15 protein-coding genes are annotated in these 23,644 nt (G+C 69.9%); 5 read left to right on the top strand and 10 right to left on the bottom strand.

The window, feature by feature from the left end; translation table 11 throughout:
• Positions 1-7: 7 nt before the first annotated feature.
• The 4 genes from D7X96_RS06030 to D7X96_RS06015 form a co-directional block, all read right to left on the bottom strand.
• On the bottom strand, positions 8-1,246 hold the full coding sequence (locus D7X96_RS06030) for an MFS transporter (protein ID WP_121769224.1): 1,239 nt from the start codon (positions 1,244-1,246) through the stop codon (positions 8-10).
• 94 nt (positions 1,247-1,340) lie between these two features.
• Positions 1,341-2,420: an ATP-binding response regulator gene (locus D7X96_RS06025; RefSeq protein ID WP_120551190.1), complete on the bottom strand. Its 1,080-nt coding sequence runs from the start codon at positions 2,418-2,420 to the stop codon at positions 1,341-1,343.
• Positions 2,417-3,886, bottom strand: coding sequence for an ATPase domain-containing protein (locus D7X96_RS06020; protein ID WP_121769223.1), 1,470 nt, complete (start codon positions 3,884-3,886; stop codon positions 2,417-2,419). The genes D7X96_RS06025 and D7X96_RS06020 overlap by 4 nt, the downstream gene beginning before the upstream one ends.
• A gap of 226 nt (positions 3,887-4,112) precedes the next feature.
• The gene (locus D7X96_RS06015) at positions 4,113-5,447 is read right to left on the bottom strand and encodes an MFS transporter (RefSeq protein ID WP_121769222.1); all 1,335 of its coding nucleotides are present in this window, start codon (positions 5,445-5,447) and stop codon (positions 4,113-4,115) included.
• A 184-nt stretch (positions 5,448-5,631) separates the two neighbouring features.
• Here D7X96_RS06015 and D7X96_RS06010 point away from each other — a divergent pair, with 184 nt between their 5' ends.
• From D7X96_RS06010 to D7X96_RS05995, 4 genes are all read left to right on the top strand, one after another.
• The gene (locus D7X96_RS06010; RefSeq protein ID WP_233610236.1) at positions 5,632-6,912 is read left to right on the top strand and encodes a serine/threonine protein kinase; all 1,281 of its coding nucleotides are present in this window, start codon (positions 5,632-5,634) and stop codon (positions 6,910-6,912) included.
• Between the two features lie 43 nt (positions 6,913-6,955).
• Positions 6,956-8,014: a PEGA domain-containing protein gene (locus tag D7X96_RS06005; protein WP_121769221.1), complete on the top strand. Its 1,059-nt coding sequence runs from the start codon at positions 6,956-6,958 to the stop codon at positions 8,012-8,014.
• Between the two features lie 195 nt (positions 8,015-8,209).
• Positions 8,210-10,219, top strand: coding sequence for a TonB-dependent receptor plug domain-containing protein (locus D7X96_RS06000; protein ID WP_244219463.1), 2,010 nt, complete (start codon positions 8,210-8,212; stop codon positions 10,217-10,219).
• Positions 10,220-10,301: 82 nt separating this feature from the next.
• Positions 10,302-13,247 (top strand): DEAD/DEAH box helicase, encoded by a 2,946-nt coding sequence (locus D7X96_RS05995; RefSeq protein WP_121769219.1) that lies wholly within the window; start codon positions 10,302-10,304, stop codon positions 13,245-13,247.
• Here D7X96_RS05995 and D7X96_RS40785 read toward each other — a convergent pair.
• The 5 genes from D7X96_RS40785 to D7X96_RS05970 all read right to left on the bottom strand — a co-directional run bounded on the left by D7X96_RS40785 (position 13,213) and on the right by D7X96_RS05970 (position 19,060).
• Positions 13,213-13,986: an immunity 52 family protein gene (locus D7X96_RS40785; RefSeq protein WP_244219462.1), complete on the bottom strand. Its 774-nt coding sequence runs from the start codon at positions 13,984-13,986 to the stop codon at positions 13,213-13,215. The genes D7X96_RS05995 and D7X96_RS40785 overlap by 35 nt on opposite strands.
• A gap of 12 nt (positions 13,987-13,998) precedes the next feature.
• Positions 13,999-15,537: a Tox-REase-5 domain-containing protein gene (locus tag D7X96_RS41400; protein WP_120551184.1), complete on the bottom strand. Its 1,539-nt coding sequence runs from the start codon at positions 15,535-15,537 to the stop codon at positions 13,999-14,001.
• Complete coding sequence (locus D7X96_RS05980; protein ID WP_121769218.1) at positions 15,527-16,849, bottom strand: hypothetical protein; 1,323 nt, start codon at positions 16,847-16,849, stop codon at positions 15,527-15,529. The genes D7X96_RS41400 and D7X96_RS05980 overlap by 11 nt, the downstream gene beginning before the upstream one ends.
• Positions 16,850-16,969: 120 nt before the next feature.
• Entirely contained in the window at positions 16,970-18,073 is a 1,104-nt protein-coding gene (locus tag D7X96_RS05975; RefSeq protein WP_120551192.1) for a winged helix DNA-binding domain-containing protein, read from the bottom strand.
• A 24-nt stretch (positions 18,074-18,097) separates the two neighbouring features.
• A complete protein-coding gene (locus D7X96_RS05970; RefSeq protein WP_120551191.1) occupies positions 18,098-19,060 on the bottom strand; it encodes a TIGR03885 family FMN-dependent LLM class oxidoreductase in 963 nt (320 codons plus the stop codon).
• Between the two features lie 155 nt (positions 19,061-19,215).
• Here D7X96_RS05970 and D7X96_RS05965 point away from each other — a divergent pair, with 155 nt between their 5' ends.
• The gene (locus D7X96_RS05965) at positions 19,216-20,880 is read left to right on the top strand and encodes an alpha-amylase family protein (RefSeq protein ID WP_121769217.1); all 1,665 of its coding nucleotides are present in this window, start codon (positions 19,216-19,218) and stop codon (positions 20,878-20,880) included.
• 43 nt (positions 20,881-20,923) lie between these two features.
• Here D7X96_RS05965 and D7X96_RS05960 read toward each other — a convergent pair whose 3' ends face one another.
• Positions 20,924-23,545, bottom strand: coding sequence for a M12 family metallopeptidase (locus D7X96_RS05960; protein WP_121769216.1), 2,622 nt, complete (start codon positions 23,543-23,545; stop codon positions 20,924-20,926).
• Positions 23,546-23,644: the final 99 nt, after the last annotated feature.

Here is a 23,644-nt window from a genome sequence, read left to right as displayed (position 1 = left end):
GGGTCCGTCAGGTTTCGTAGGCAGCGAAGCCGCGCGAGCGCAGCGTGCGCAGCAGGACGGTGAAGAGGAGGAATCCGAACGCCGCGCCCCCCATGACGGCCCGGACGCCCAGCCGGTCCGCGAGCGCGCCCTGCGACCACACGCCCACGGTGAAGCCGACGAAGAGCAGCATGGAGTTGAGGCTGGCGATGCGCGCCTGGAGTTCCCCGGACACCCGCGTCTGGCACACCGTGGCCAGCCCCGTGAGCGTCAGCATGTAGAGCGACCCCAGCAGCAGCACCGCCACCGTCGCGAACCCCAGCGACGGGGCCAGCCAGTACGCCGCCGCCACCGGGCCGATGAGCAGCAGGCTCACCTCCAACAGCCGCGCCCGTCCCAGCCGGTCCGCCAGGGTGCCCGCGCTCAGCGCCGCCAGGAACGCGCCCGCGCCCTGCGCCGTCACCAGCATGGACGTGGCGCCCGCGTCCTGGCCGAACACCCGGATGGCCATCACCGGCGCCAGCGCCGTGAACGGGGCGATGCACAGCGCGATGGCCAGCGTGCCACCCATGGCCATCATCAGCGCCTCGTCCGCCCGCGCCACCTGGAAGCCTCGCGCGATGCCCGCCCACAGCCCCTCCGGCGACGCGGGCTTCGCGGCGGCCGGAGCCCCGCGCACGCCCAACAGCGACAGCATCACCGCGCAGAACGACAGCGTGTTGAGCAGCAACACATAGCCGATGTCCGCGTGCGCGATGAGCAGCGCCGCCAGCGCGGGGCCGCAGATGCGCCCCAGGTTGGCCTGGGCCGAGTTGAGGCTGAGCGCGCTGTGCAGGTCCTCCTTCGGCACCGATACGGCGATGAGCGCGGAGAACGCGGGCATGAACAGCGTCACCGCGCAGCCGTTGAGAAAGGAGATGACCGCCACCCACCGCACCGTCAGCCCGCCGGTGAAGGCCAGCGCCGCCAGCGTCCCCGCCAGCAGCATCTGCACCAGCGCCCCCAGCCCCACCGCGCGCCGCCGGTCGAACCGGTCCCCCAGCGCGCCCCCCAGCGGCGACAACAGGATGGACGGCAGCCACGTCAGCGCCGCCACGCCGCCCGTCCACTCCGCCCGGCCCGTGACCTTCGTCACGTACACGCCCAGCGCCAGCACCTCCATCCACGTGCCGATGTTGGACAGCGCCGCGCCCCCCCACAGGAAGGCGAAGTCGCGGTGCTTCAACGCGCGCAGCGAGGACAGGCGGGACGAAGAAGGCGTGGACACACTCGCTTTCTAATTCACCGAGAGCGCCGGGTGTTCACGGACTTCGAATCTGTTGGGTTTCGCTGGCGTTCCGGTGGAAACGTGCAGTCCTGCTTCAGTTCCTCCGGGGCAGGCGCAAGGTGAAGGTGGAGCCCTCACCCAGGGTGGAGCGCGCGGAGAGCGAGCCGCCGTGCAGCTTCGCGAGCGCGGCGGCGATGAAGAGGCCCAGGCCGTGGCCGCGTCCTTTGTCCTCGTCCGCGCGCTGGAAGCGGTCGAAGACGTGGGGCAGGGCGCTGGCGGGGATGCCCACGCCCCAGTCGCGCACGTGGATGAGGACGAGGCCCGGGTTGAGCGCCACGCCCACCTCCACGTGCTTCGAGGTGCCGCTGTACTTCACCGCGTTGGACACCAGGTTGTTGAGCACCTGGCGCAGCCGCTCCGTGTCCAGCATCAGCGGCTCCACCCGCTCCACGGCGTGGAGGGAGAAGTCCATGTCGGGTTGCAGCTCGCGCCACTCCTGGATGAACTCCTGGAGGAAGGGCGTCAGCTCCGTGGGCTGCAGCTTCAGCTCCAGCTTCCCGTCCGCCAGCCGCGAGGCGTCCAGGATGGACGTCACCAGCCCGTTCATCCTGTCCAGCTGGCGCAGCACGGCCTCCGCGGAGCGGCGCTCGTCGTCGATGCCGCGCTTCTGCACCTTGCGCAAGAGCAGCTGGGTGTTGAGCCGCGCGGAGGAGAGCGGCGTCTTCAGCTCGTGCGCCACCCAGTTGAGCATCTCCTCGCGGGCCAGGCTCAAGGCGTTGGGGGCCTCACGCGCGGCGGGGGCCGGTTCCTGGCGGGCCGCCGCCGCGCGGTACTGGAGCGCCTGGCTCACGGCCTGCTCGAAGGTGGACAGGTCCACCGGCTTCGCGAGGAAGGTCTGGGCGGCTTCACGCCCCTGCGGACGCGCCGCGCTCAGGAGCAGGAAGGGCACGTCCGACAGGGTGGGCTCCGCGCGCATGGCGTGCAGGAGCTGCATGCCCGTCCTGCGCGGCATCATGTGGTCGCTGACCACCAGGTCCGGCGTCTCCGTGCGCGCCAGCAGCAGCGCCTCCTCGCCGTTGTGCGCGCGAATCACCCGGTGGCCCAGGTCCTCCACCACCTCGGAGAAGACCTCCAGCAGTGCCTCTTCATCCTCCGCGATGAGGACCAGGCTCATTCACCCACTCCTCCGACGCTGGCCCCCAACGGCCGGGCCTGCCCGGTGAGCAGGCCCACCGCGGAGCGCATCGGGGCGAGCACCTTCACGCCCGTGTCCTGGATCTGGAACTCGCGCATGTCCGCGGAGTATTCGCTGTCACGCATCTTGAGCACGGACAGCAGGCGGTGCATCTGGCCGTGCAGCTCCACGTAGCGCAGCAGCAGCAGGTTCTCTCCCAGGCTGGCGACGGGCGCGTCGTTGAAGTCCAGCTCCGTGCCCACGATCTTCGACACCTCGCGGGTGAACACGGTGGTGACCCCCCGCATGCGCAGCCGCATCGCCAGCGACGACAGGAAGGTGCGCCGCCGCACGGGGTCCAGGATGGACAGCTCCAGCTCCGTGAGCCCGTCCAGCACCAGCCGCTTGACGCCGAGCGCGTCCACCTGGTCCAGCAGGTCCCGGATGAGCTCGTCCGCCTCCACCTCCGTGGGCGGCAGGTAGCGCAGCGTCAGCCGTCCGTCGTTGAGCAGCGGGGTCACGTCCAGCCCCACGCGCTGGGCGCGGGCCTGGAGCATGGCCGGCGCATCGAAGTAGGAGACGAAGAGCGACTTCTGCCCCTGGCGCGCCCCGTCCGCGGCGAAGTGCAGCGCCACCAGCGTCTTGCCAATGCCCATGCTCCCCGCGAGCATCGTGGTGCTGAGCTCCGGAAGCCCTCCGTGCATCAGCGCGTCCAGCTCCGGAAGCCCGAACGCCATGCGCTTGAGCGTGGGCGGCTCGTCCCGCAGGTGCAGGGGAACGGCCTCCAGGCGCGGGATGAACTCCACGCCGCTCTCGCTCATGAGCATGGTGTGCTCACCGGTGAGGTGGGGCCGGCCGCGCAGCTTGACCACCTCCACCCGGCGCACCCGGCGCGAGCCTTGGGGCTGGATGGACAGCGCCACGATGCCGTCCACCGTGGTGGCCTCCGGCAGCTCCATCAGCCGGCCCAGCGGGTACTCCGTGGTGAACAGGCCGATGCAGTTGGAGGCCGCCAGGCCGATGCCCAGCTCGTAGAGGAACTCGCGCAGCCGCGCCTCGTCCTGCCAGAGGTCCCGGATGGAGCGCAGCCCGTCGATGAAGAGCATGGCCGCGCCGCGCTCGCGCACCGTCTGGAGGATCAGCTCCCGGGCCTCCTTGGGGCCCCGCTTGAGCGCGGAATAGGCGCTGATGAGGAAGAGCTTCTCGCCCAGCAGGTCCGGCTGGAAGAAGGAGAAGGAGGACAGCGACTCCATCAGCTTGTCGTGGGGCTCCGAGGTGACGGTGACCACCACCACGGGGACGCCGCGCGCCGCGGCCGAGAAGGCCACCTGGCTGCACAGCACCGTCTTCCCCGACCCCGGCGTGCCGGTGACGATGAAGGACTGGCGCGGAGGGATGCCTCCGCCCAGGAGGACGTCGAAGCTGGGGATGCCGCTCTGGAAGAGGGGAGTGTTTCGGCGGGTCATACCGGGATCCGTCGGAATGCGAGGGCCAGATGCGCGTGCCTTGTTCGCGAAGCACGCGTCAGGACAAGGGGCTCACGGGGAAGAACAGGGCATGTCCAATGCGCCCTCCGCTTTGCTGCTGGCATAGCCGACCGCCCCGGGGCCGGCCAGCGCCATGACGCCGCTCCCCGCGTGCGCCGCCGACAGGTCAACACCGCCGGCCGCCTGGCGGGCGGCCCACCGGGCGTCAGCGCGACGGGGTTGGATGTTCGTCCAGGGAGCGGGCGCTGAAGCCCCGGAAGAGCAGCAACGACACCCCGAGCCCGACCGCGCAGACGGCGGAGACGTAGTGCGCGGGCGCCAGCGGGCTCTCCTTGAGGGCAAGCGTGACGGCGAGCGGCGTGAGGCCGCCAAACAGCGCGTACGCCACGTTGTAGGAGAACGACAGGCCGGAGAAGCGCACCGCGGGGGGGAAGGCCTGCACCATCACCGCGGGCACCACGCCGGCCACGCCCACGCAGAACCCCACGCCCGCGTAGAGCGGCACCAGGTGCTCCGGCGCGGCCGCCACACCCCGGTAGAACAGCTGCGCGGCGACGAGCAGCATCCCAGAGCCCACGGCCATGGCCCGCGTGGGCCCCAGCCGGTCCGCCAGCAACCCGAAGCAGATGCAGCCCACGGTGAGCGTGAGCGTGGCCACGCTGTTGGCCGCCAGCGCCTTCGCGGGCGGGATGGCGTGCAGTTGTTGCATCAGCGTGGGCGTCATCAGGATGACCACCACGATGCCCGCGGTGAGCACCCAGGTGAACAACATGGACACGATGACGGCGGGCGCATGGCCCTTCAGCGCGGCCTTGAGCGGCAATTCGCGAACCAGCGCCTTTCGCTGGCGCATCTCCTCGAAGACGGGCGTCTCCTCCAGCCAGCGGCGCAGGAACACGGCGAGGAAGCCGAACACGCCGCCCACCACGAAGGGCGCGCGCCAGCCGTACGCCAGCACCTGCTCCGGCGTGAAGGCGGTGTTGACCGCGGTGGCGACGAGCGAACCCAGGAGGATGCCCAGCGTGAGCCCGGAGGTGAGCGTCCCGCACGCCAGCCCCACGCGGCGCTCCGGCACGTGCTCGGAGACGAACACCCACGCGCCCGGTACCTCGCCGCCCACCGCCGCGCCCTGCAAGAGCCGCAGCGTGAGCAAGAGGAGCGGCGCCGCGTATCCGGCCGTGGCGAACGTGGGCAAGAGGCCCATGCACAGCGTGGGCACGGACATCAGGAAGACGCTCAACGTGAACATCCGCTTGCGCCCGGTCCGGTCCCCGAAGTGCGCCATCACGATGCCGCCCAAAGGCCGCGCCAGGTAGCCCGCCGCGAACAGGCCGAACGTCTGCAGCTGCCGCAGCCAGTCCGCCGTCTCCGGAGGGAAGAACAGCTTCCCCATCACCGACGTGAAGAACACGAAGATGATGAAGTCATAGAACTCCAGCGCGCCTCCCAGCGCCGCCAGCCCGAGGGTGCGGATGTCCCGGGCGGACAGCGGACGGGGAGCGGCCAGCGGGGACGGGGCGTCGGAGGGAAGGGTCGCCATGCGCGGAGGACCCGGAGGATATGCCGGACGCCCCGTGTGTCAGCGATCCATCACGTTGTTAAAGTGTATTCCCCGTAAAACAAGTTGACACGTTGTGCGAAACTTGTGGGGAGGTCTCGGCATCGGTATCTTCCGGGAATTGCGAGTTCCGTCCTGGGAGTACAATTTGGACAGGGTTGATACCGTGACACCTCCACCGGCCGCACCCGGAGTGGACATCCTGTTCGGGAAGTACCGCATGGTGCAGCGGCTGGCCACGGGCGGCATGGCGCACCTGTTCCTGGCGACCATCGACGGGCCGGACGGCTTCTCCAAGGCGTGCGTCATCAAGCGCATCCTGCCGGAGTACGCGAACCTGGAGCCCTTCGCGCGGATGTTCGCGGACGAGGCGAAGGTGGCGGCGCTCTTGACGCACCCGAACATCGTGCAGGTCTTCGACTTCGGGAAGATCGACGGCCAGTACTACCTGGCGATGGAGTGGATCCAGGGCCAGTCGTTGGATCGCATCATGCGGCACGCGGCGGCGGCGAACATCCCGCTGGGGCCCCGGGTGACGGTGGACGTGGGCCTGGCCATGTCGGACGCGCTCACGTACGCGCACGCGAAGACGCTGTCGGACGGGACGCCGCTGAAGCTGGTGCACCGGGACATCACGCCGGGCAACGTGCTGGTGTCCCGCGACGGCATCGTGAAGCTGGCGGACTTCGGCATCGTGAAGAGCTCCGTGAACCTGGAGCGCACGGTGGCCGGGGTGGTGAAGGGCAAGTACGCGTACATGTCCCCGGAGCAGATCACCAACCGGGAGCTGGATCACCGCTCGGACCTGTATTCGCTGGGCATCGTGCTCTACGAAGCCTCCACGGGGCGCCGGCTGTTCAAGCGCGATTCGATGGAGGCCACCATCATGGCCGCGTCGGCGGGGGACGTGCCGCCGCCGTCGCACGTGGCGCCGGGCTTCCCGCCGGAGCTGGAGCGCATCCTGCTCAGGTGCCTGGCCAAGGACCCCGCGCAGCGCTACCAGACCGCGCGCGAGCTGCACGACGACCTGGAGCGCTACCGCACGGCGCAGCACTGGACGTCCGGCGGCCGCGAGCTGGCGTCGCTGATGGCCACGCTGTTTCCTCCGGACTCCACCGGCCGCGTGTCCACGGCGCTGTCGGTGCCGGGGTCCATGCCGGGCTCGTCGCCGGGGGCGTCGGTGGAGGCTTCCGGGATGGGCTCCACGCGCACGCCCACTGGCGTCTCCAGCGCGTCAGCGTTCGTGTTGCCGGAGCACGCGGTGGAGCTCCGCGAGCCCAGCGCGCTGGTGCCCACCGGCCTGCTGCCCCGGAGCACCGGGACCGGCTCCACCACGGGCGTCATTCCTCCGCCGGAGCCGGTGGCCCAGGCGTTCCCCTGGGCGCTGGCGGCCGCGGCGGGCGTCGCGCTGGTGGGCAGCGCGGTGTTCTGGCTGTTCATCGCGTGAAGGGCGGGCGCACCGTGTCGTCGTGGGAAGTGGGAATCCGAACGTGAAGAATCAGAAGACCTGGGTCGCCGTCATCCTGCTGGGCACCGTGGCCGTGAACGCCGGGGCGTACCTCCTGGTCCGCTCGCGCAGGGCCGCGCAGCCCGAGCCCGCCCCCGTCGCCACGCGGCCGGCCGCGCCCACCCCTTCTGTCGCTCCGCCTCCGGCCGCGCCCCCTGCGTCGGAGGACGCGAACGCGGGGCTCGCGCGGGCGCTGCGCGCGTCGGGCCTGGCCGCGCTGGAGGACCGCGACTACTCGCGCGCGGTCGAGCAGTTCACCGAAGCGCTCAAGCTGCGTCCGGACGACAAGGACAGCGACCTGACGCGGCTGTTGGGCATCGCCATGGACCTGCGCTCGCGCGACCAGGGCCGCGGCCCGCAGACCGCTCCGGCGCGTGAGCCTGTGCCCTCCCGCACGCCGCCCCGCACGCGCGCCGCGAAGCTCGCCGCCGCGCGGGCCGCCCGCGAGCAGCAGGCCGCGCAGGCCGCTCCGCAGGAGGAGGCGAGGGGCGGCCTGTTGCTGGTGACGTCCACGCCGCCGGGCCTGGTGGTGATGGTGGATGGCAAGGCCCTGGACCTGACGCCGGCGCGGCTGCCGGTGTCCGCGGGCACGCACCGCGTGGTGCTCGCGCAGGGTGAGCGCCGGCTGTACGAGGAGACGGTGGACGTGGACGCGGACGCCGTGCGCTCGCTCAACCGCGACCTCAGCGCGGAGCTGACGCCGGCCGCGCAGAAGCCGGCCGTGGTGGCCGCCGTCCCAGCCTCGCCCCCGGCGACCAGCGTGGTGCCCGCCGCGGCTCCGCGAACCGAGGAGCCCACGACCCCGCCGGAGCCCTCCGTGGCGAAGGCCGCCGTGGCGCAGCGGGGCGACCTGGAGGTGACGTCGCCAGGGCTCTACGGCGAGGTGTGGATCAACGGCCGGCCGTATGGCTTCCCGCCCATCTCCGCGCAGGCCCTGCCCTCCGGGCCCGCGCGCGTGGAGGTCCGCGTCAACGGCGAGGTGAAGCGCCGGATGACGGTGGAGGTGGAGCCGGGCCGCAGCAAGAGCGTGCGCGTGAAGTGAGACAAGGCTGACGCCCGCATTCGACGCAGTGCGCGCAATCCCAGAACTTTCGGACCGCGCTGAACCCAGTACAGTGTTTTTCACGCGGAGGCTGTCTCCCCCCGGGACGGCGCTCCCGCGTTTCCATCTTCGAGAAGGTTGTTGCGTATGGGCTTCACCAGGCACGGGCGTCGTGTGTGTGTATGGCTTGCGCTGATGGGCGCGGGCACTGGCTTCGCGCAGACGGCGCAGGAGCCCACGCTGGACCCCGGACCGCCGGAGACGCCCTCCGCCCAGGAGCAGCGCGAGGCCCAGCTGGAGGACGAGCCGGAGGTGCACAGCCAGGTGGCGTCGTTCGCCATCACCAGGCTGCACGACTCTCCGGCGGTGGTGACGGCCATCACCGCGGATGAAATCAAGGCCTCCGGTGCGCGCGACCTGATGGACGTACTGCTGAACGTGCCCGGCTTCTTCTTCGGCGTGGACGTGCAGGGCACGGTGGGGCCGGGCTTCCGGGGCCTGTGGGGCCAGGAAGGCAAGGTGCTGCTCATCATCGACGGCAAGGAGATCAACGAACAGCTCTACTCCACGATGCAGCTGGGGCACGAGTTCCCGGTGGAGCTGATTGAGCGCATCGAGGTGGTGCGCGGCCCCGGCTCCGTCATCTACGGCGGCAACGCGGAGCTGGCCGTCATCAACGTCATCACGCGGGGCATCCAGGGCAGCACGGACGCGCTGGTGGTAGGCACCTACGGGCAGCTGACGGACGGCCTGGGCCGCCGCAGCCTCACGCTGTCGGGCCGCAAGGTCTTTGAAAGCGTGCCGGGCCTGAGCGCGTTCGCGTCCGCGTCGCTGGGACAGGGGCAGCGCAGCGACGCCGTGTTCGACGACTTCTACGGCGACTCCGCGAGCATGAACGGCGCGTCGGCGATGGACCCCACGGTGGTGCAGGCCGGCGTGGGCTACCGCGACCTCCAGCTCTCCATCCTGTACCAGCGCCAGGACACCACGTCGGTGGTCTCCGTGGACGAGGTGCTGCCCGCGCCCGCGAGCACCGACTTCGAGTCGTTCCATGCCGAGCTCAGCGACCGCTTCCGGCCCACGGACCGGATTGAGATCATCCCCCGGCTGAACCTCACGCTGGGCGAGTCGTACCGGGACTCGGACGAGGACTCGGAGTTCTTCTACGACAAGCGCTACCGGCGCATCCGGGGCCGGGCCCTGGCGCGCTGGGCGGCGTTCGACTTCCTCCAGCTCACGGGCGGCGTGGACCTGGCGTTCGACCAGGGCCAGCTGCGGGGGCCCGCGGGCATCGGTCTGCAGGAGCCCTTCAACGGGGACGAGGACGTCGTCTCCTACCGCAACGTCGCGGCCTTCATGGAGGTGTACTCGGACAACCCCATCGCCACGGTGGTGGCGGGCGCGCGCTTCGAGGACCACAGCGCCTTTGGCAGCTCGTTCGTGCCGCGCCTGGTGTTGCTCAAGTCCTTCGGGCCGGTGAGCGGCAAGGCCCTCTACAGCCGCGCCTTCCGCGCGCCGGGCATCGAGAACATCTCCCTGGGAGACGACGTCCGGCCGGAGCGCACCACGGTGTACGAGCTGGAGGCCAGCCTGCGCCTGGGCGAGGGCCAGACGTTGAGCGCCAACGCGTTCGACGTGGGCGTGACGGACCCCATCATCTATTCGTACGACCCGGTGACGGCGTCGGAGGCGTACCGCAACCTGGGCCGCCTGGGCAGCCGGGGCATCGAGCTGGACTACCGCGTGCGCGGGACGTGGGGCCGCGCGCAGGCGGGCTATTCGTTCTACCGGCCGGGCGGCCGCAACGACGTGGAGGACTACCTGGTGCCCGGGCAGCCCCAGGCCTTCACCGGCCTGCCCACGCACAAGGTCACGCTGACGGGCACGGCGAAGGTGCTGCCGTGGCTGTCCGTCAGCCCCACCGCCGTGCTGGTGGGCCAGCGCTTCGCCGTGGGGGCACCGGACGAGGAGGGTGTGTCGGAGGTCCAGACGCTTCAGCCCCGGCTCCTGCTCAACCTCTTCGTACGCGCGGAGAACGTGGGGACGAAGGGCCTGGAGATTGGCGCGGGCGTCTACAACATCCTGGGCAGCGACTTCCGGGTGGCCCAGCCCTACAACGGCGGCCACGCGCCCCTGCCCGTGTTCAGCCGGGAGTTCCTGGTGAAGCTCACCTACCTCTTCGAGCCGTCGTACGATGACGAGTAGCGCCGACGAGTAGCCTGGCCATCAGCCGGGACGCATCCGACGTTGCGCAAGGGCGTGGCGGGGCGTAGGGAAGCCGCCTGCCATGTCCGAGAACACCCAGCTCCTCGAAGCCGTCCGGAAAGAAGCCAAGCCGGGCCTCTGGTCCAAGGGCGTCAGCCTCGCGCGTGACGGGGCGGTGGCGCTCCAGTCGCGCTCGGCCTCCGAGGTCGAGCTGCGCGTGAAGGTGGCGGGCCGGGCCGTGGCCTTCACCGTCGTCCTCTATCCGGGCGACGAGGCGTGGGAGTGTGACTGCCCCAGCCCGGTGGACCCGTGCGAGCACGTCGTCGCGGCGGCCATCTCCCTGGACAAGGCGGAGAAGCAGGACGCGCCGCTGGAGGCGGTGTCGGAGCGCTGGTCGCGCGTGGTGTACCGCTTCACGCGCGTGGAGGGCGGGCTGCAGTTGCACCGCGTCCTCGCGCACGCGGACGGCACGGAGGAGCCGCTGGAGGACCTCACCGGGCGCCTGGCGAAGCCGCAGGCCGGCGTCACGCTGCAGGTGGAGCAGGTGGACCTGGTGATGGAGCGCCTGCTGGAGCGGCGCACCCGGGGGCCGCTCCTGGCGGAGAAGCTGGACGCGCTGCTGCGCGCCCTGGAGCCCGCGCGCAACGTGCTGCTGGACGGACGCCCGGTGGCGGTGTCCGGCGAGGTGCTGCCCCCGCGCGCGAGGGTGGAGGACAAGGGCCAGCAGTGGGTCATCACGATTACCCGCGACCCGCGCATCACGGAGGTGGTGAGCCCCGGCGTCGCGCTGACGGCGGAGTCCCTGGTGCGCCTGGGCGAGACGGCGATGACGGGCGCGTGGCTCCAGCACCTGCCGCTGGTGCGCACGTATTCGCCGGAGCAGCTGGGCGAGCTGTCCGCGAAGATATTGCCGGAGCTGGCGCGGCGCATGCCGGTGGACATGAAGAGCCGCCGCCTGCCGCCGCTGGACCGCGACCTGAAGCCGCGCATCCTGCTGGAGCTGAACCAGCTCACCCAGGGCCTGTCGGTGCTGCCCACGCTGGTGTACGGCGCGCCGCCGGCGGTGCGCATCGACAACGGGCGCATGGTGTACCTGCGCGGCGCGGTGCCGCTGCGCGACGAGGCCGCGGAGCAGAAGCTGCTGCACCAGCTGCGTGACGAGCTGAACCTGGTGCCCGGCCGCCGGCTCACGGTGCAGGGCCCGGAGATGATGCGCTTCGCGGACAAGCTGCGGAAGTTCCGGGGCGACCTGGGCGGCGACGCGGCGGGCATCGTCAGCCCGGACATGCGGCTCAAGCCGTCCCTGCGCGTGGAGGGCGGCGCGTCCGGCGCGGGCGTGCCGGAGGTGCGCTTCACGCTGGAGTTCGAGGTGGAGGGCGGCAAGGGCGGCGCGCGCACGGTGGACGCGGCCGCGGTGGTGCGGGCGTGGACGGAGGGGCTGGGGCTGGTGCCGCTGGAGGGCGGTGGCTGGGCGCCGCTGCCGCGCGCGTGGCTGGACAAGAACGGGCAGCGCGTCGCGGACCTGCTGGCCGCGCGCCAGGCGGACGGACGCGTGGCGAACCACGCGCTGCCGGAGCTGACCCAGCTGTGCGAGTCGTTGGATCAGCCGCCGCCTCCGGGGTTGGACAGGCTGGCCCCGCTGGTGGAGGGCTTCGAGAAGCTGCCGCCGCCGGTGCTGCCCGCGGAGCTCAACGCCACGCTGCGCGCGTATCAGCAGCAGGGCGTGAGCTGGCTGTCGTTCCTCAAGGGCGCGGGGCTGGGCGGCATCCTCGCGGACGACATGGGTCTGGGAAAGACGCTCCAGACCATCTGCATCCTGGGGCCGAAGTCGCTGGTGGTGTGCCCCACGAGCGTGCTGCCCAACTGGGTGGCGGAGCTGCAGCGCTTCCGGCCGTCGTTGAAGGTCTGCGTGTACCACGGCCCCGGCCGCAAGCTGGACCCCTCGGCGGACATCACGCTGACCACGTATGCGCTGCTGCGCCTGGACGCGGCGGTGCTGGGCGCGCCCACGTGGGAGGCGGTGGTGCTGGACGAGGCGCAGGCCATCAAGAACCCGGAGAGCCAGGTGTCGCGCGCGGCCTTCGGGCTCAAGGCGAACCTGCGGCTCGCGCTCAGCGGCACGCCGCTGGAGAACCGCCTGGACGAGCTCTGGAGCCTGATGCACTTCACCAACCCGGGCCTGCTGGGAGGCCGCCGTCAGTTCGAGGAGAAGACGGCGCAGCCCATCGCGGACGGCAAGCCGGGAGCGGCGGAGGGGCTGCGCCGCCGCATCCGCCCGTTCATCCTGCGGCGCCTCAAGCGGGACGTGGCGCCGGAGCTGCCGCCGCGCACGGACTCCGTGATGCACGTGCAGCTGGATGAGCGCGAGCGCTCCGTCTACGACGCGGTGATGGCCGCGACGCGCGCGGAGGTGGTGGCGCTGCTCAACGAGGGCGGCAGCGTGCTGAAGGCGCTGGAGGCATTGCTCCGGCTGCGGCAGGCGGCGTGTCATTCCGCGCTGGTGCCGGGGCAGGTGGCGAAGACGTCCTCCAAGGTGCAGACGCTGGTGGACGCGCTGGAGACGGCGGTGTCGGAGGGCCACAAGGCGCTGGTCTTCTCGCAGTGGACGTCGCTGTTGGACCTCATCGAGCCGGGGCTCAAGGGAGCGGGCATCGGCTTCGAGCGGCTGGACGGAGCGACGGCGAACCGGGGCGAGGTGACGTCGCGTTTCCAGGGCCAGGACGGCGCGCCGGTGTTGCTGATGTCGCTGAAGGCCGGAGGCACGGGCCTGAACCTGACGGCGGCGGACCACGTGTTCCTGATGGACCCGTGGTGGAACCCGGCGGTGGAAGCGCAGGCCGCGGACCGCGCGCACCGCATCGGACAGGAGCGGCCGGTGATGGTCTACCGGCTGGTGTCCCAGGGCACGGTGGAGGAGAAGATTTTGGGCCTCCAGGAGAAGAAGCGGGCCCTGTTCGAAGCCGCGCTCAGCGAAGCCGGAGGCGCTGCCGCCATCACCCGCGAGGACCTGCTTCAGCTCTTCGCATGAGCCCTGCCTGGGCCAGTAGTTCGCGCACCCGCCGCGCCAGCGCGATGTGCTCGGGGTTCGCCACGGTGAAACGCTCGGGGGTGAGGATGATCAGCGTGCCCCTGTCCTCCACCGGCTCGATGCGCACGGGAGAGGGCAGTGGCGGCACCGTGCCCCGGTGACTGGGAAGGTATGTCACCCAGCCGAGCCACGGATCGTCCTTGCCTTGCCTGCCGTCCAGCTCCCGATACGTTTCGGACATGGCCACCGCCCAGTCGGGTTCCCAGGCCAGCGCCATGCTGCGCGTCACGCCTGTCAGCATGGAGGCCGTGAGCATTCGCTCCGCGCTCTCCCCTTTCGATGGGATTGATAGGACGCACACGTTCGCGGAGCTGTTCTGCGTGTAGCTCCCGCAAGTCATGTTCACGAACACCCTCTCATTGGGAGGACCGTCGTTGTATGCGCTGACCGTCAGCCCCAATTGCTCGAAGGCAGGTCCGCCGGGCTCGCGGTTGACGCCACGCCGGAACGCTTCCGTCAGGGTGGGCAGGTCGGGAGGCATGAGAGGCGTCTTGCGTCCCTTCCCGCGCGGCTTGGGGATCTTGTTCCAGTTCGCCAGCAGGGGATCGCCTGCGGCCAGCAGGTTGAAAAAGGCCGCCGCACGCTGGGCACACGCCTCGGGCGACTCGCGTCGCGGACCCCAGTAGGCACCTGCGTAGTAGGTCTCTGGAGCGGTCCTGGAATCAGCGAGGGTCGTCATGAGGTGTATCTCTCAAGGGTGCACCGGAGTAGGGATGACGATGATCTCCGTAACGTTGTTGCCCTCCAGCAACTTCCGGATGGAGTCTGCCGCATGCTTCTCGGCGACATGCCATTCAATTCGCATCCCCATCCCACGGACCGCTTCGACCTGCCGAACCCCTTGGCTCGCGAGTTCCTCGGCCTTGCCCGAAAGCCTGAACCAGTCCTTGGGTGAGAGGTCGTCATTGAAGAACGCCGCGTAGCCGGGGCCCTTGGCGTCCAGGAGCACGTCATCCCTGAGCCCATCGAACTTGACGCCTCCGGCCTTCGTACTCGTGCCGCCGACCCAATACGCCTCATCCGCCGTGTGTCCGGTGATCTGCTCCTGGTAGGCTCGGGCACGCTGAGACATCGCCTCCTTGGTGGGTGCCCACTGCCCGGGCCCCTTGGACGGAGCCGCGCCACCGCCAGCCGCGTTTGCTCGCTGGAGGACGATGGCCGCCCCGGGGCCGGCTCCCAGTGCCGCCGCCGCGCGTCCTACTGGCATCGAGACGCGCTCCAACGCCAGCGCGCCCTCCGCCGATAGCGAGAGCACCGGCACCGAGGCTTCCGCGCCTACCGCCATTCCCTTCAGCGTCCGCGCCGTGGCCGAGGCCGCTCCCCCGGTGATGAGCAGGCCCGTCGTCAGCCGGGACACTTCGCGGATCTGCTCGCCACGGGTCATGGACTGGAAGCGCTCCCAGTACGCGGGCGATGAAGCGATGAGCGCCGCCACTCCCGCTGGCAGGTTGCTCAGGCTTGCGATGCTGTCCACGGGACGCGAGAGCAACTGTCCCAGCGCGTGGTACAGCTCCACGAAGGCGTCCTCGGCTCCGTCCAGGGTGCGACTGATGACGTCCGCGTCGTCGTACACCTCGGCCAGCGGCCGCCAATCCGAGGCACCGAGCTGCGAGTCCACGGCCCGGAAGACGCCGCCCTTGCCGCTATAGAAGCGGCCCAGTTCGAAGCCATTCGCGCGGAAGGCGCCGTCCTTCCACTCGATGGGGGCCACCTTCTGCTGGGTACGCCCGGTGAGTGCCCACGCCAGATAGCCGTCGGGTCGCAGTACCGCGATCTGCTCCTGGAAGAAGCGCTCCACCCGCCGCAACAGCTCCTTCCGCGTGACTTCGCCTCCCTCCATCACCTCGCGCAGCATGAATCCCGCGGCCATGCGAGGTGGGAGCGTGCTCAAGGTGACGGGCTTGCCCAGAAGCACTCCCATCAGTCGCGCTGCTTGCGTGGGCGTCAGCGCGCCCCCCAGGGTGCGTTCGTCTCTCGCTTCCAGCCCCGCGTTCGTCAGTAACTGCTCCCAGGCATCCGGTTGCACGCCGTTGGAGTGGGTGGCGTTCGCCATGGCCACTGCACGAACGGGACTCGCCCCCGTCACCGCTTCGCGGACGACCTTGCGGCGGTACAGCGGTGGCGCTTCCTTTCGGGACGTGTAGCTCAGCGTCCTTCCAGGACCGGGATTCAACGAGACGCAGCCGGTGAAGAGGAGGGCCACACACCCCAGCAGGACGTCAGCGCGCATTGTCCACCCCCAGGCCCACTGATGCGAAAGCGCCCGGGCTCAGCGTCCCGTCCTCTTCCGGGAACAGCAGCGTGCCGCCCGTGACCACCGCGTAGAGCTTCCCTGCGGCGATTCGCCAGCGCGCATCCACCGCGCCCAGGTAGCGCGCATCGGGTTGGCCCAGGCCCACGCACAGGCCCTTCACCGCCAGCTCCAGGCTGCGTTCCAGGAACTGCACCGCCACACGCCCGTCAGCATCCAGGCGTCCCCAGGAGAAGGCCTCCACGCTCAGCGACGCCGTCAGGTGCCGTTGCAGCCCGCGATAGCCCACGGCATCCCAGCCCACCCGCGCCTCCGCCTGGAGCGAGTACCCGTCTGGGAAGCGAGAGGAAGCCAGTGGCACACCGTCTGAGCCCACTGCCTGGAATCGCGCCAACTCGTAATCCGGGCCGAAGAAGCCTTGCCGGAATCCACCATGCTGCCTGCGCGCTTCGAGGCGCACCGACAGATCCCACGCCGGTGCCACCGCATCCGCCCCCACGCCCAACACCGCGCCCCAGGCACCTCCGACATGCGGCCGGCCTCCCCAGCCCGCCAGCAGGTGCGCTTCCAGGCCCGGCTGTCTGAACACCACCGCGGTCCCGTCCAGGTGCGCCAGCGTCACGGACGGCGCATGCCCTCCGGCACGTCCCCAGTCATGCACTGCGGAGACAGCTATCGTGTAGCGCCCCGGCGGGCCGATGCCCCCGAAGAGAACGCGCCCCACGTCCAGCGCGACTTCCGCCCCCATCAACCGAGCGCCCAGCACATCCGAGGCGAAGGCTTCCGTGTAGAGCGGCCCCACGGTGCCCGTGAGAAATCCGCCCGCCGGGTGGTAGTCCGGATTCGTCCGGTTGGAGTAGCGGCGCACCAGATGCGCCGACAGCAGGCTGTAGTCCTCCAGGGCGCCGAACCACACGCCCACGGGAGTTTCATCCGAGCCCAGCTTGAAGCCGCGCACGAGCTGGCCCCAGTCCGAGAGGCTGTCCCAGTCCTCACGTCGCACGCGGCCCGCCCCGTCCGCGCCGCCCCGTCCACGCAGTCGGACAGGCGCACCCAGATTGAGCCCGAGCTCCGGTCCGCCATCCAGGATGAGTGTGGGCTCCAACTGGACGAAGCCCTCGGCCTCATCGCTGTTCAAGCGCGGGAGGAGCGCGAGCGTCGCCGCCTCCAGCCGTACCAGGGAAGACCACGAGCGCGTTGGCTGTGCGGGCTCGGAGTCGGACGACGCATTGGCCCTCCCTTGCACGGGCAGGAGCCATAGCCACAGCACCGACCACCAGCGGTTACCCATTCCTCACGCCTCCTGGCGGCACTCCGGTCTGGCGTGCGGAGCCCGGTCATAACCTCCAGGTCCGACAACTCGGCCAGGCCGACGGGGCCATGTCAGGAGTCGAGGTGTTCCTCGGCGCAATTAAGTCGCGAACGTCACCGCCACCTTCGCGGCGTCCGGGTCGCTGAAGCGCAGCAGTTCCTCTCCCTCCTGCACCAGCGCATCCTTGTCCGCCTTCTTCACCGGCTCGAAGGGCTTGCACGTCATCGTCACGGCGCCCTTCTTGCGCTCCGCGCTCCATGAACCCGCGACGTGCCCGTCCACCAGGAACACGTTGAGCACGCGCAGGTTCTTCGTGGACAGCTTCTCGCGGTGCTCCTCCGGCACGACGCGGGTGCGGTCCGCGTGGGAGAGGATGAGGTTGTCGAAGTCCGGCAGGAAGCGCACCGGCGCGGGCGTGTCCTCGGCCGGGCGCGGGGCCTTGGGCAAATCGAAGAGGACGCGCTTCTTCTCGTCCCGGAACTCCACCAGCTTGCCTCGCACCTTCTCGAAGGCATCCTTCAGCGGCTTGATGCCGGACCAGGACTGCATGTCCGCCACCGTGGCGGGACCGAAGGCGGCCAGGTAGCGCAGCACCAGCGGTGACGCGTCGTCGTCCGTGGACAGCTTCTCTCCCAACCACGACTCCGCCAGCGTGAAGCCGGCGTTGCCCGGCCAGCCCCACTCCAGCCCCTCCTCGGGGACCTGGACGAGCGGCAGCATCATCCGCGCGGCGAAGCCCATGGCCCGCTCGTCGCCGCCCACGTGGTGCTTCAGCAGGTGCTCACGCACCTCCTCGAAGGTTCGGGGCTTCTCCTGGAGGAAGGGCCTCGCGGTGGCCAGCAGCGCGGGCAAGTCCAACGCCGTGGCGCGCTCCTTCAGCACGGAGCGCATGGCCGCGTCGAGCAGCGGCTGGAAGAGGCCACGGAAGCGCAGGTAGTCCTTCGTGGTCATCAGGTGCAGCGTGCCGCGCATCATCGTGCCGCGCGCCAGCTCGCGCTTGAGCGCAAGCTTCGTCAGCGCGTCGCGCTGGAAGCCCTGGAGTCGCGACCACAGGGCCAGGTACGGCGGGCGCGCGAGCTGGGCCTGGAGCCCCACCAGGTGCTCGATGGCTTTCGGCACCGTCATCTTCTCGCGCGTGAGCAGCAGCTGGCGCGCGAGCGTGGCGCGGTTGAGGGCCTGACGGGACAGGACGTCGCTGGGCATGCGCCCGAGCATACCCAGCCGTCCTCAGCGCGCGAGCGCGGGAAGCACCTTCGCGCCAAACGCTTCGATGAACCCGTCCTGGTCGCGGTTGACGTTGTGCAGGTACAGCCGGTCGAAGCCCAGGCGCAGGTCCTCTCCCAGCCAGTCCACGTGCTGCTGGAGGCTGCTGGAGACGCGCAGCGGGCCGTCCAGGTCGTGCGGCTGCACCACGCTCGCGGCCTCCTGGAACTGCGCGGGCGCGCGCAGGTCGGTGAGGACGCTGTTGGCGAAGATGTTGGACGCCCACTGGTTGTACGCGCCCTCGCGCGCCAGTTCGTCGTCGGACGCGTAGGACAGCTGCACCTTGAGGAACATGGGCTTGCCTTCGCCGCCGCCCTTCCGGAAGGACTCCACCACCGGACGCAGCTCCTCCGGGGGCCTCGCGGTGGTGATGAGCCCGTCCGCCCAGCTCCCCACCCACTCCGCCGTCTTCGGCGAGACGGCGGCGCCGATGAGCAGCGGCATGTCCTTGGGGCGCGTGTAGAGCTTCGCCTCCTCCACGGTGACGAGCCCCCGGTGCGTCACCGTCTCGCCCCGGAAGAGGGCGCGCAGGATGTCCACGCACTCCTTCAGGCGCGCGTTGCGCAGGTCCTTGGCGGGCCAGCCCGTACCGGTGATGGCCTCATTGAGGTACTGGCCGCTGCCGAGCGCCATCCACGCCCGGCCGGGATACATCTCGTTCAGGGTGGCCAGCGCCTGCGCGACGATGGCCGGGTGGTAGCGCTGGCCCGGCGCGGTGACCGAGCCGAAGGACAGCCCGGTGCTCGCGAGCGCCGCGCCCATGAACGCCCAGGCGAAGCCGCTCTGTCCCTGCGCCTCCGTCCACGGGTGGAAGTGATCCGAGTTGAGCGCGGCCTGGAAGCCCGCGCGCTCCGCCTTCTGACAGAGGCGCAGGAGCTCGCTGGGGGGAAACTGTTCGTGCGACGCGTGGAATCCGATGAGGGGCATGCGGGCGCCACCCTGGAGCGGCAGCGCTCCCACGGCGAGGCCCGTCTTCACGCGAGTGTTGGCTGAACGAAGTCCGCCGGCCCCCAGGTGTGGGGTTCCGCACGACGGTCCCATCCGGACGGCCACTGCCGCGAGGGGAGGGCTAAACGGAAGGGATGATCGAGGACCTCTGGTACAAGAACGCGGTCGTCTACTGTCTCGACGTCGAGACGTTCATGGACGGCAACGGCGACGGCGTGGGGGACTTCAAGGGCCTCAAGCGCAAGCTGGACTACCTGGCGGGCCTGGGCATCACCTGCCTGTGGCTCTTGCCCTTCCAGCCCACGCCCAACCGCGACAACGGCTACGACATCAGCGACTACTACGGCGTGGATCCACGGCTGGGGGACCTGGGCGACTTCGTGGCCTTCACCCACGAGGCGAAGCTGCACGGCATCCGCGTCATCATCGACCTGGTGGTGAACCACACGTCGGATCAGCACCCGTGGTTCCAGGCGGCGCGCAAGGACCCGGACAGCCCCTACCGCGACTACTACGTGTGGGCGAAGAAGAAGCCCAAGGACGCCAACAAGGGCATGGTCTTCCCGGGCGTGCAGCCCTCCACGTGGACGTACGACAAGGAGGCGCGCCTCTGGTACTTCCACCGCTTCTTCCACTACCAGCCCGACCTCAACGTCGCGAACCCGGAGGTGCGCGAGCAGATCCTCAAGGTCATGGGGTTCTGGCTGGAGCTGGGCGTGTCCGGCTTCCGCGTGGACGCGGTGCCCTTCCTCGTTGAACTGAAGGGCTTGAAGAACCCGGACGTGAAGAACCCCTACAAGCTCCTGGAGGAGATGCGCGAGTTCCTGTCGTGGCGCAAGGGTGACGCCATCCTGCTCGCCGAAGCGAACGTCACCATGGACGAGGTGATGGAGTTCTTCGGCGACAACGACCGCATGCAGCTGGTCTTCAACTTCCTGGCGAACCAGAACTTCTACCTGGCGCTCACGCGTGGGGACGTGACGCCGCTGGTGCAGGCGCTGAAGTCAGCACCCAAGCTGCCGCACACGGCGCAGTGGGCGAACTTCCTGCGCAACCACGACGAGCTGGACCTGGGGCGCCTGTCGGACAAGGACCGGCTGGAGGTGTTCCAGGCGCTGGGGCCGGACAAGGGCATGCAGCTGTATGACCGGGGCTTGCGCCGCCGGCTCGCGTCCATGCTGGACGGGGACCGCCGCCGCATCGAGCTGGCGTACAGCCTGATGTTCTCCCTGCCGGGGACGCCGGTGCTCTGGTACGGCGACGAGCTGGGCATGGGAGAGAACCTGGCGCTGGTGGAGCGGCAGGCCGTGCGCACGCCCATGCAGTGGAGCCCGGAGCCGCACGGCGGCTTCACGCTGGCGGAAACCCCCGTGAAGCCCCTGGTGGCGGAGGGGCCGTTCGGCTTCCGGCAGGTGAACGTGGCGCAGCAGCGCCGCGACCCGGGCTCGCAGCTCAACTGGACGGAGCGCATCATCCGCGCGCGCAAGGAGTGCCCGGAGCTGGGCTGGGGCGCGTGGAAGGTGCTGCGCACGGGCAACAAGGGCGTGCTGGCCATCCGGTACGAATGGAAGGGCAACGCCATGGTGGTGCTGCACAACCTGTCGTCACGGCCCTGCACGGTGAAGCTGGACGTCGGCGGCGAGGAGCCGTGCACGCTCTTCAACGTGCTCAGCGAGGACCACTCCAAGCCCGCGGACGGCGGGCGCCACGTGCTCACGCTGGAGGGCTACGGCTACCGCTGGTACCGCGTGGGCCTTGAGAACCCCGCGCGCAAGCACCGCACGGAGCCGCTGCCCTGAGGTCCAGGAAAGAGGCTCCGCCGGTGTCACCGCGTCAGCGGCTTCAGTTCAGCTCCACCTTCTGGAAGAGCCGCTCCGGCGGGGCGACGCCGTCGGAGAAGTCCAGGATGGTGGTGTAGTAGGTGGGGTCGCCCCAGGAGCCGTAGAGCACCTGGTCGTGGCCCAGGCCGCGGAAGTCACCCACGAGCATCCGGTTGGCCAGCAGTGTGGGGTAGTAGCTCACGCCCTGCGCTTCGCTGTAGCGGACCTCGGCGGGCGCGACGCCGTCGAAGAAGTCCGCGATGAGCATGGCCGTGCCGGTGGTGCCGTTGTTCACCAGCAGGAGTTGGTCGTAGCCCAGGCCGCGGAAGTCTCCCGCCACCTGGTTGTCGTCCGCGTCCATCAGCCCGTCCAGCACCGTGAAGGCGCCAGAGGCCTCCACGTAGCGTACCTGGGCGGGGCCCACGCCCGCGCTGAAGTCGAGGATCTTCACCCGCGCGCCCGTGCCGGAGCGGTTGAGGCAGAGCACCTGGTCGTAGCCCCGGTTCTGGAAGTCGCCCACGTAGAACCGGTCGTCCGGCTCGGAGCAGTCCTCGAAGGAGTTCGGCGCGCCCCAGGCCTCGTGGTAGCCGGCCTCCGAGGGGGCGGCGCCGTCGCTGAAGTCGGTGATCATCACGCGGCCGCCCGTGCCGGAGCGGTTGAAGAACAGCACCTGATCATGCCCCCGGTTGAGGAAGTCACCCGCGAGCTGCAGGTCCTCCGGGTCGTGCCAGCCGTCGAGCAGCGGGCTCTGCCCCCAGGACTCCAGGTAGCGCACCTCCGCGGGGACGGCGCCGTCGCGGTAGTCGGTGATCATCACCCGGCCGGCGTAGCCGTCGGTGTTGATGAAGAGCATCTGGTCGTAGCCCAGGCCTCGGAAGTCACCCGTCAGCTTGATGTCGCTGGGGTTGTGCCAGCTGTTGAGCAGGGGGGAGGCGGTCCAGGACTCCTGGTAGTGGAAGTGGGGGAAGGCATTGGCGTTGACGTAGCCGGAGACCAGCACGCGCGGGCCATAGCCCGACCCGTCGATGGCGATGAGCTGATCCGCGCTGCCCGGGCCCGCGAAGACGCCCGCCTTGTAGACGGAGGGCATGGTCAGCCGGAACGTCTTGGGGGCGTTGACGAGCAGCGGGCTGTGACGGCCTTGCAGATCCAACGCGAAGACGCGCAGCGTGTGCTCCTGGCCGTCCACGTAGAGGTCCGGGATGCGGAAGGAGAAGCCGACCTTGCCGGTCGTCATGGGATAGGTGTACCTCACGTCGGCGCGGTTGAGGTTCGCCACCACGGTCGTCACGGACGCCGGGTTGCCGTCGATGGAGTAGGAGACCGTGATGGAGGTCGTCGGCGAGTCCAGGTCCAGCGCCCAGCCCGTCACCGTGCCGTCATAGGAGATGTTCTCCAGCGTGCCGAAGGCGCCCGGCAGGTTGAACGTGCGCGGCGAGCCCGCGAGCAGCGGGTTGTGGATGCCCTGCACGTCGATGCCGTAGACGTGCATCGTGTGGTTCTGGCCGTCGCGGAAGTACGCGGGCACGGGGAAGTAGAACCCGTGGTCGCCCGCGATGCCGTCATGCGCGGTGTTGACGTCCGGGCGCGCGACGTTCGCGAGCGCGGAGCCGCCGTACGCGCCGGAGCCCGAGGGCCCGTCGATGTAGTAGTGCACGTCCGTGGAGACCTCCGGCGACGCGGTGTCGAAGGTCCAGCCCTTCACGTAGCCGGTGGAGGTGATCTCCTCGAAGTTGCCCTTCGTCTCGCCCGGGTACATGGACGCGGCGGAGGCGACGTCGCCCGCGCTCAGCTCATAGCCGGCGAGGGTCTCGCCGCCCAGGGAGCGGATGGTCTCCATGGGGTCACCGGTCACGGGGTCGGGCTTGCCGAACGCCGTGCTGTGGTAGTGCATGACGGACGCGAAGTCATACGGCCCGAAGTCGTCGCTGTCGCTGATGTGCTGCTCGAAGTTGTGCTCTTTGCCGTCCTCGATGTTGTCCCAGAGGATTTCCACGTAGGTGTCGCGGTCCTCGCGGCTCTGCTCGTGCCAGAAGCCGATGGCGTGACCCAGTTCGTGGATGACGCCCGACAGCCCGCATGCGCCCTCCAGCGTGATGAACTGCCGGCCGCCCTTGCGCCCCACGTGCGAATAGCAACCCTGTCCCTTCACGAAGTAGACGTGGTCCACGGAGGTGGGCGTGGAGGCGGAGAGGGGCACGAAGCGAAGGCCCGTCTTGCGCTGCCAGTGCCGGATGGCGTCGTTGATGACGTAGTTGTCATCCAGCGACCCGTAGACGTGGACGTACGGGACGACGCCGTTGGGCCAGCGCTTGCTACTGCCGGAGATCTGGATGCTCTCCGCGGAGACGTGGTTGGCGGCCTGGGCCTTGACCTTGGGGGACTCGCGCTCCACGTCCTCCACGGTGCCCAGGATGATGTCGCCCTCGAAGAGGGCCAGGCCGTTGACGGCCTGGTACTTCACTTCACGGGGCTCGGCCTTGGGGCCAATGCGGACCCACGCGGAGCGGACTCCGGAGAAGGCGGGTGATTGTGGCGCGGGCGGGGTGGTGGGTTCAGCGGCGTCTTCCGGACGGCAGGCGGGGCCAAGGCAGGCCACGGCCGTGAGCGCCCGGAAGAGCCGGGCGTGATGGGTGATGCGCATGGGTGATTCCCCCTCGTGGGAGTCGCAATGACTCGCGGTGCATTACGGAGGGACTCGCGGAGGTTGGCTGTGCGGTCGTGACGTTTCCCGCGCTAAGAC

Source organism: Corallococcus interemptor, assembly GCF_003668875.1.
In the GTDB taxonomy this organism is placed as follows: domain Bacteria; phylum Myxococcota; class Myxococcia; order Myxococcales; family Myxococcaceae; genus Corallococcus; species Corallococcus interemptor.
This window is presented reverse-complemented; position numbering and strand designations above follow the sequence as displayed.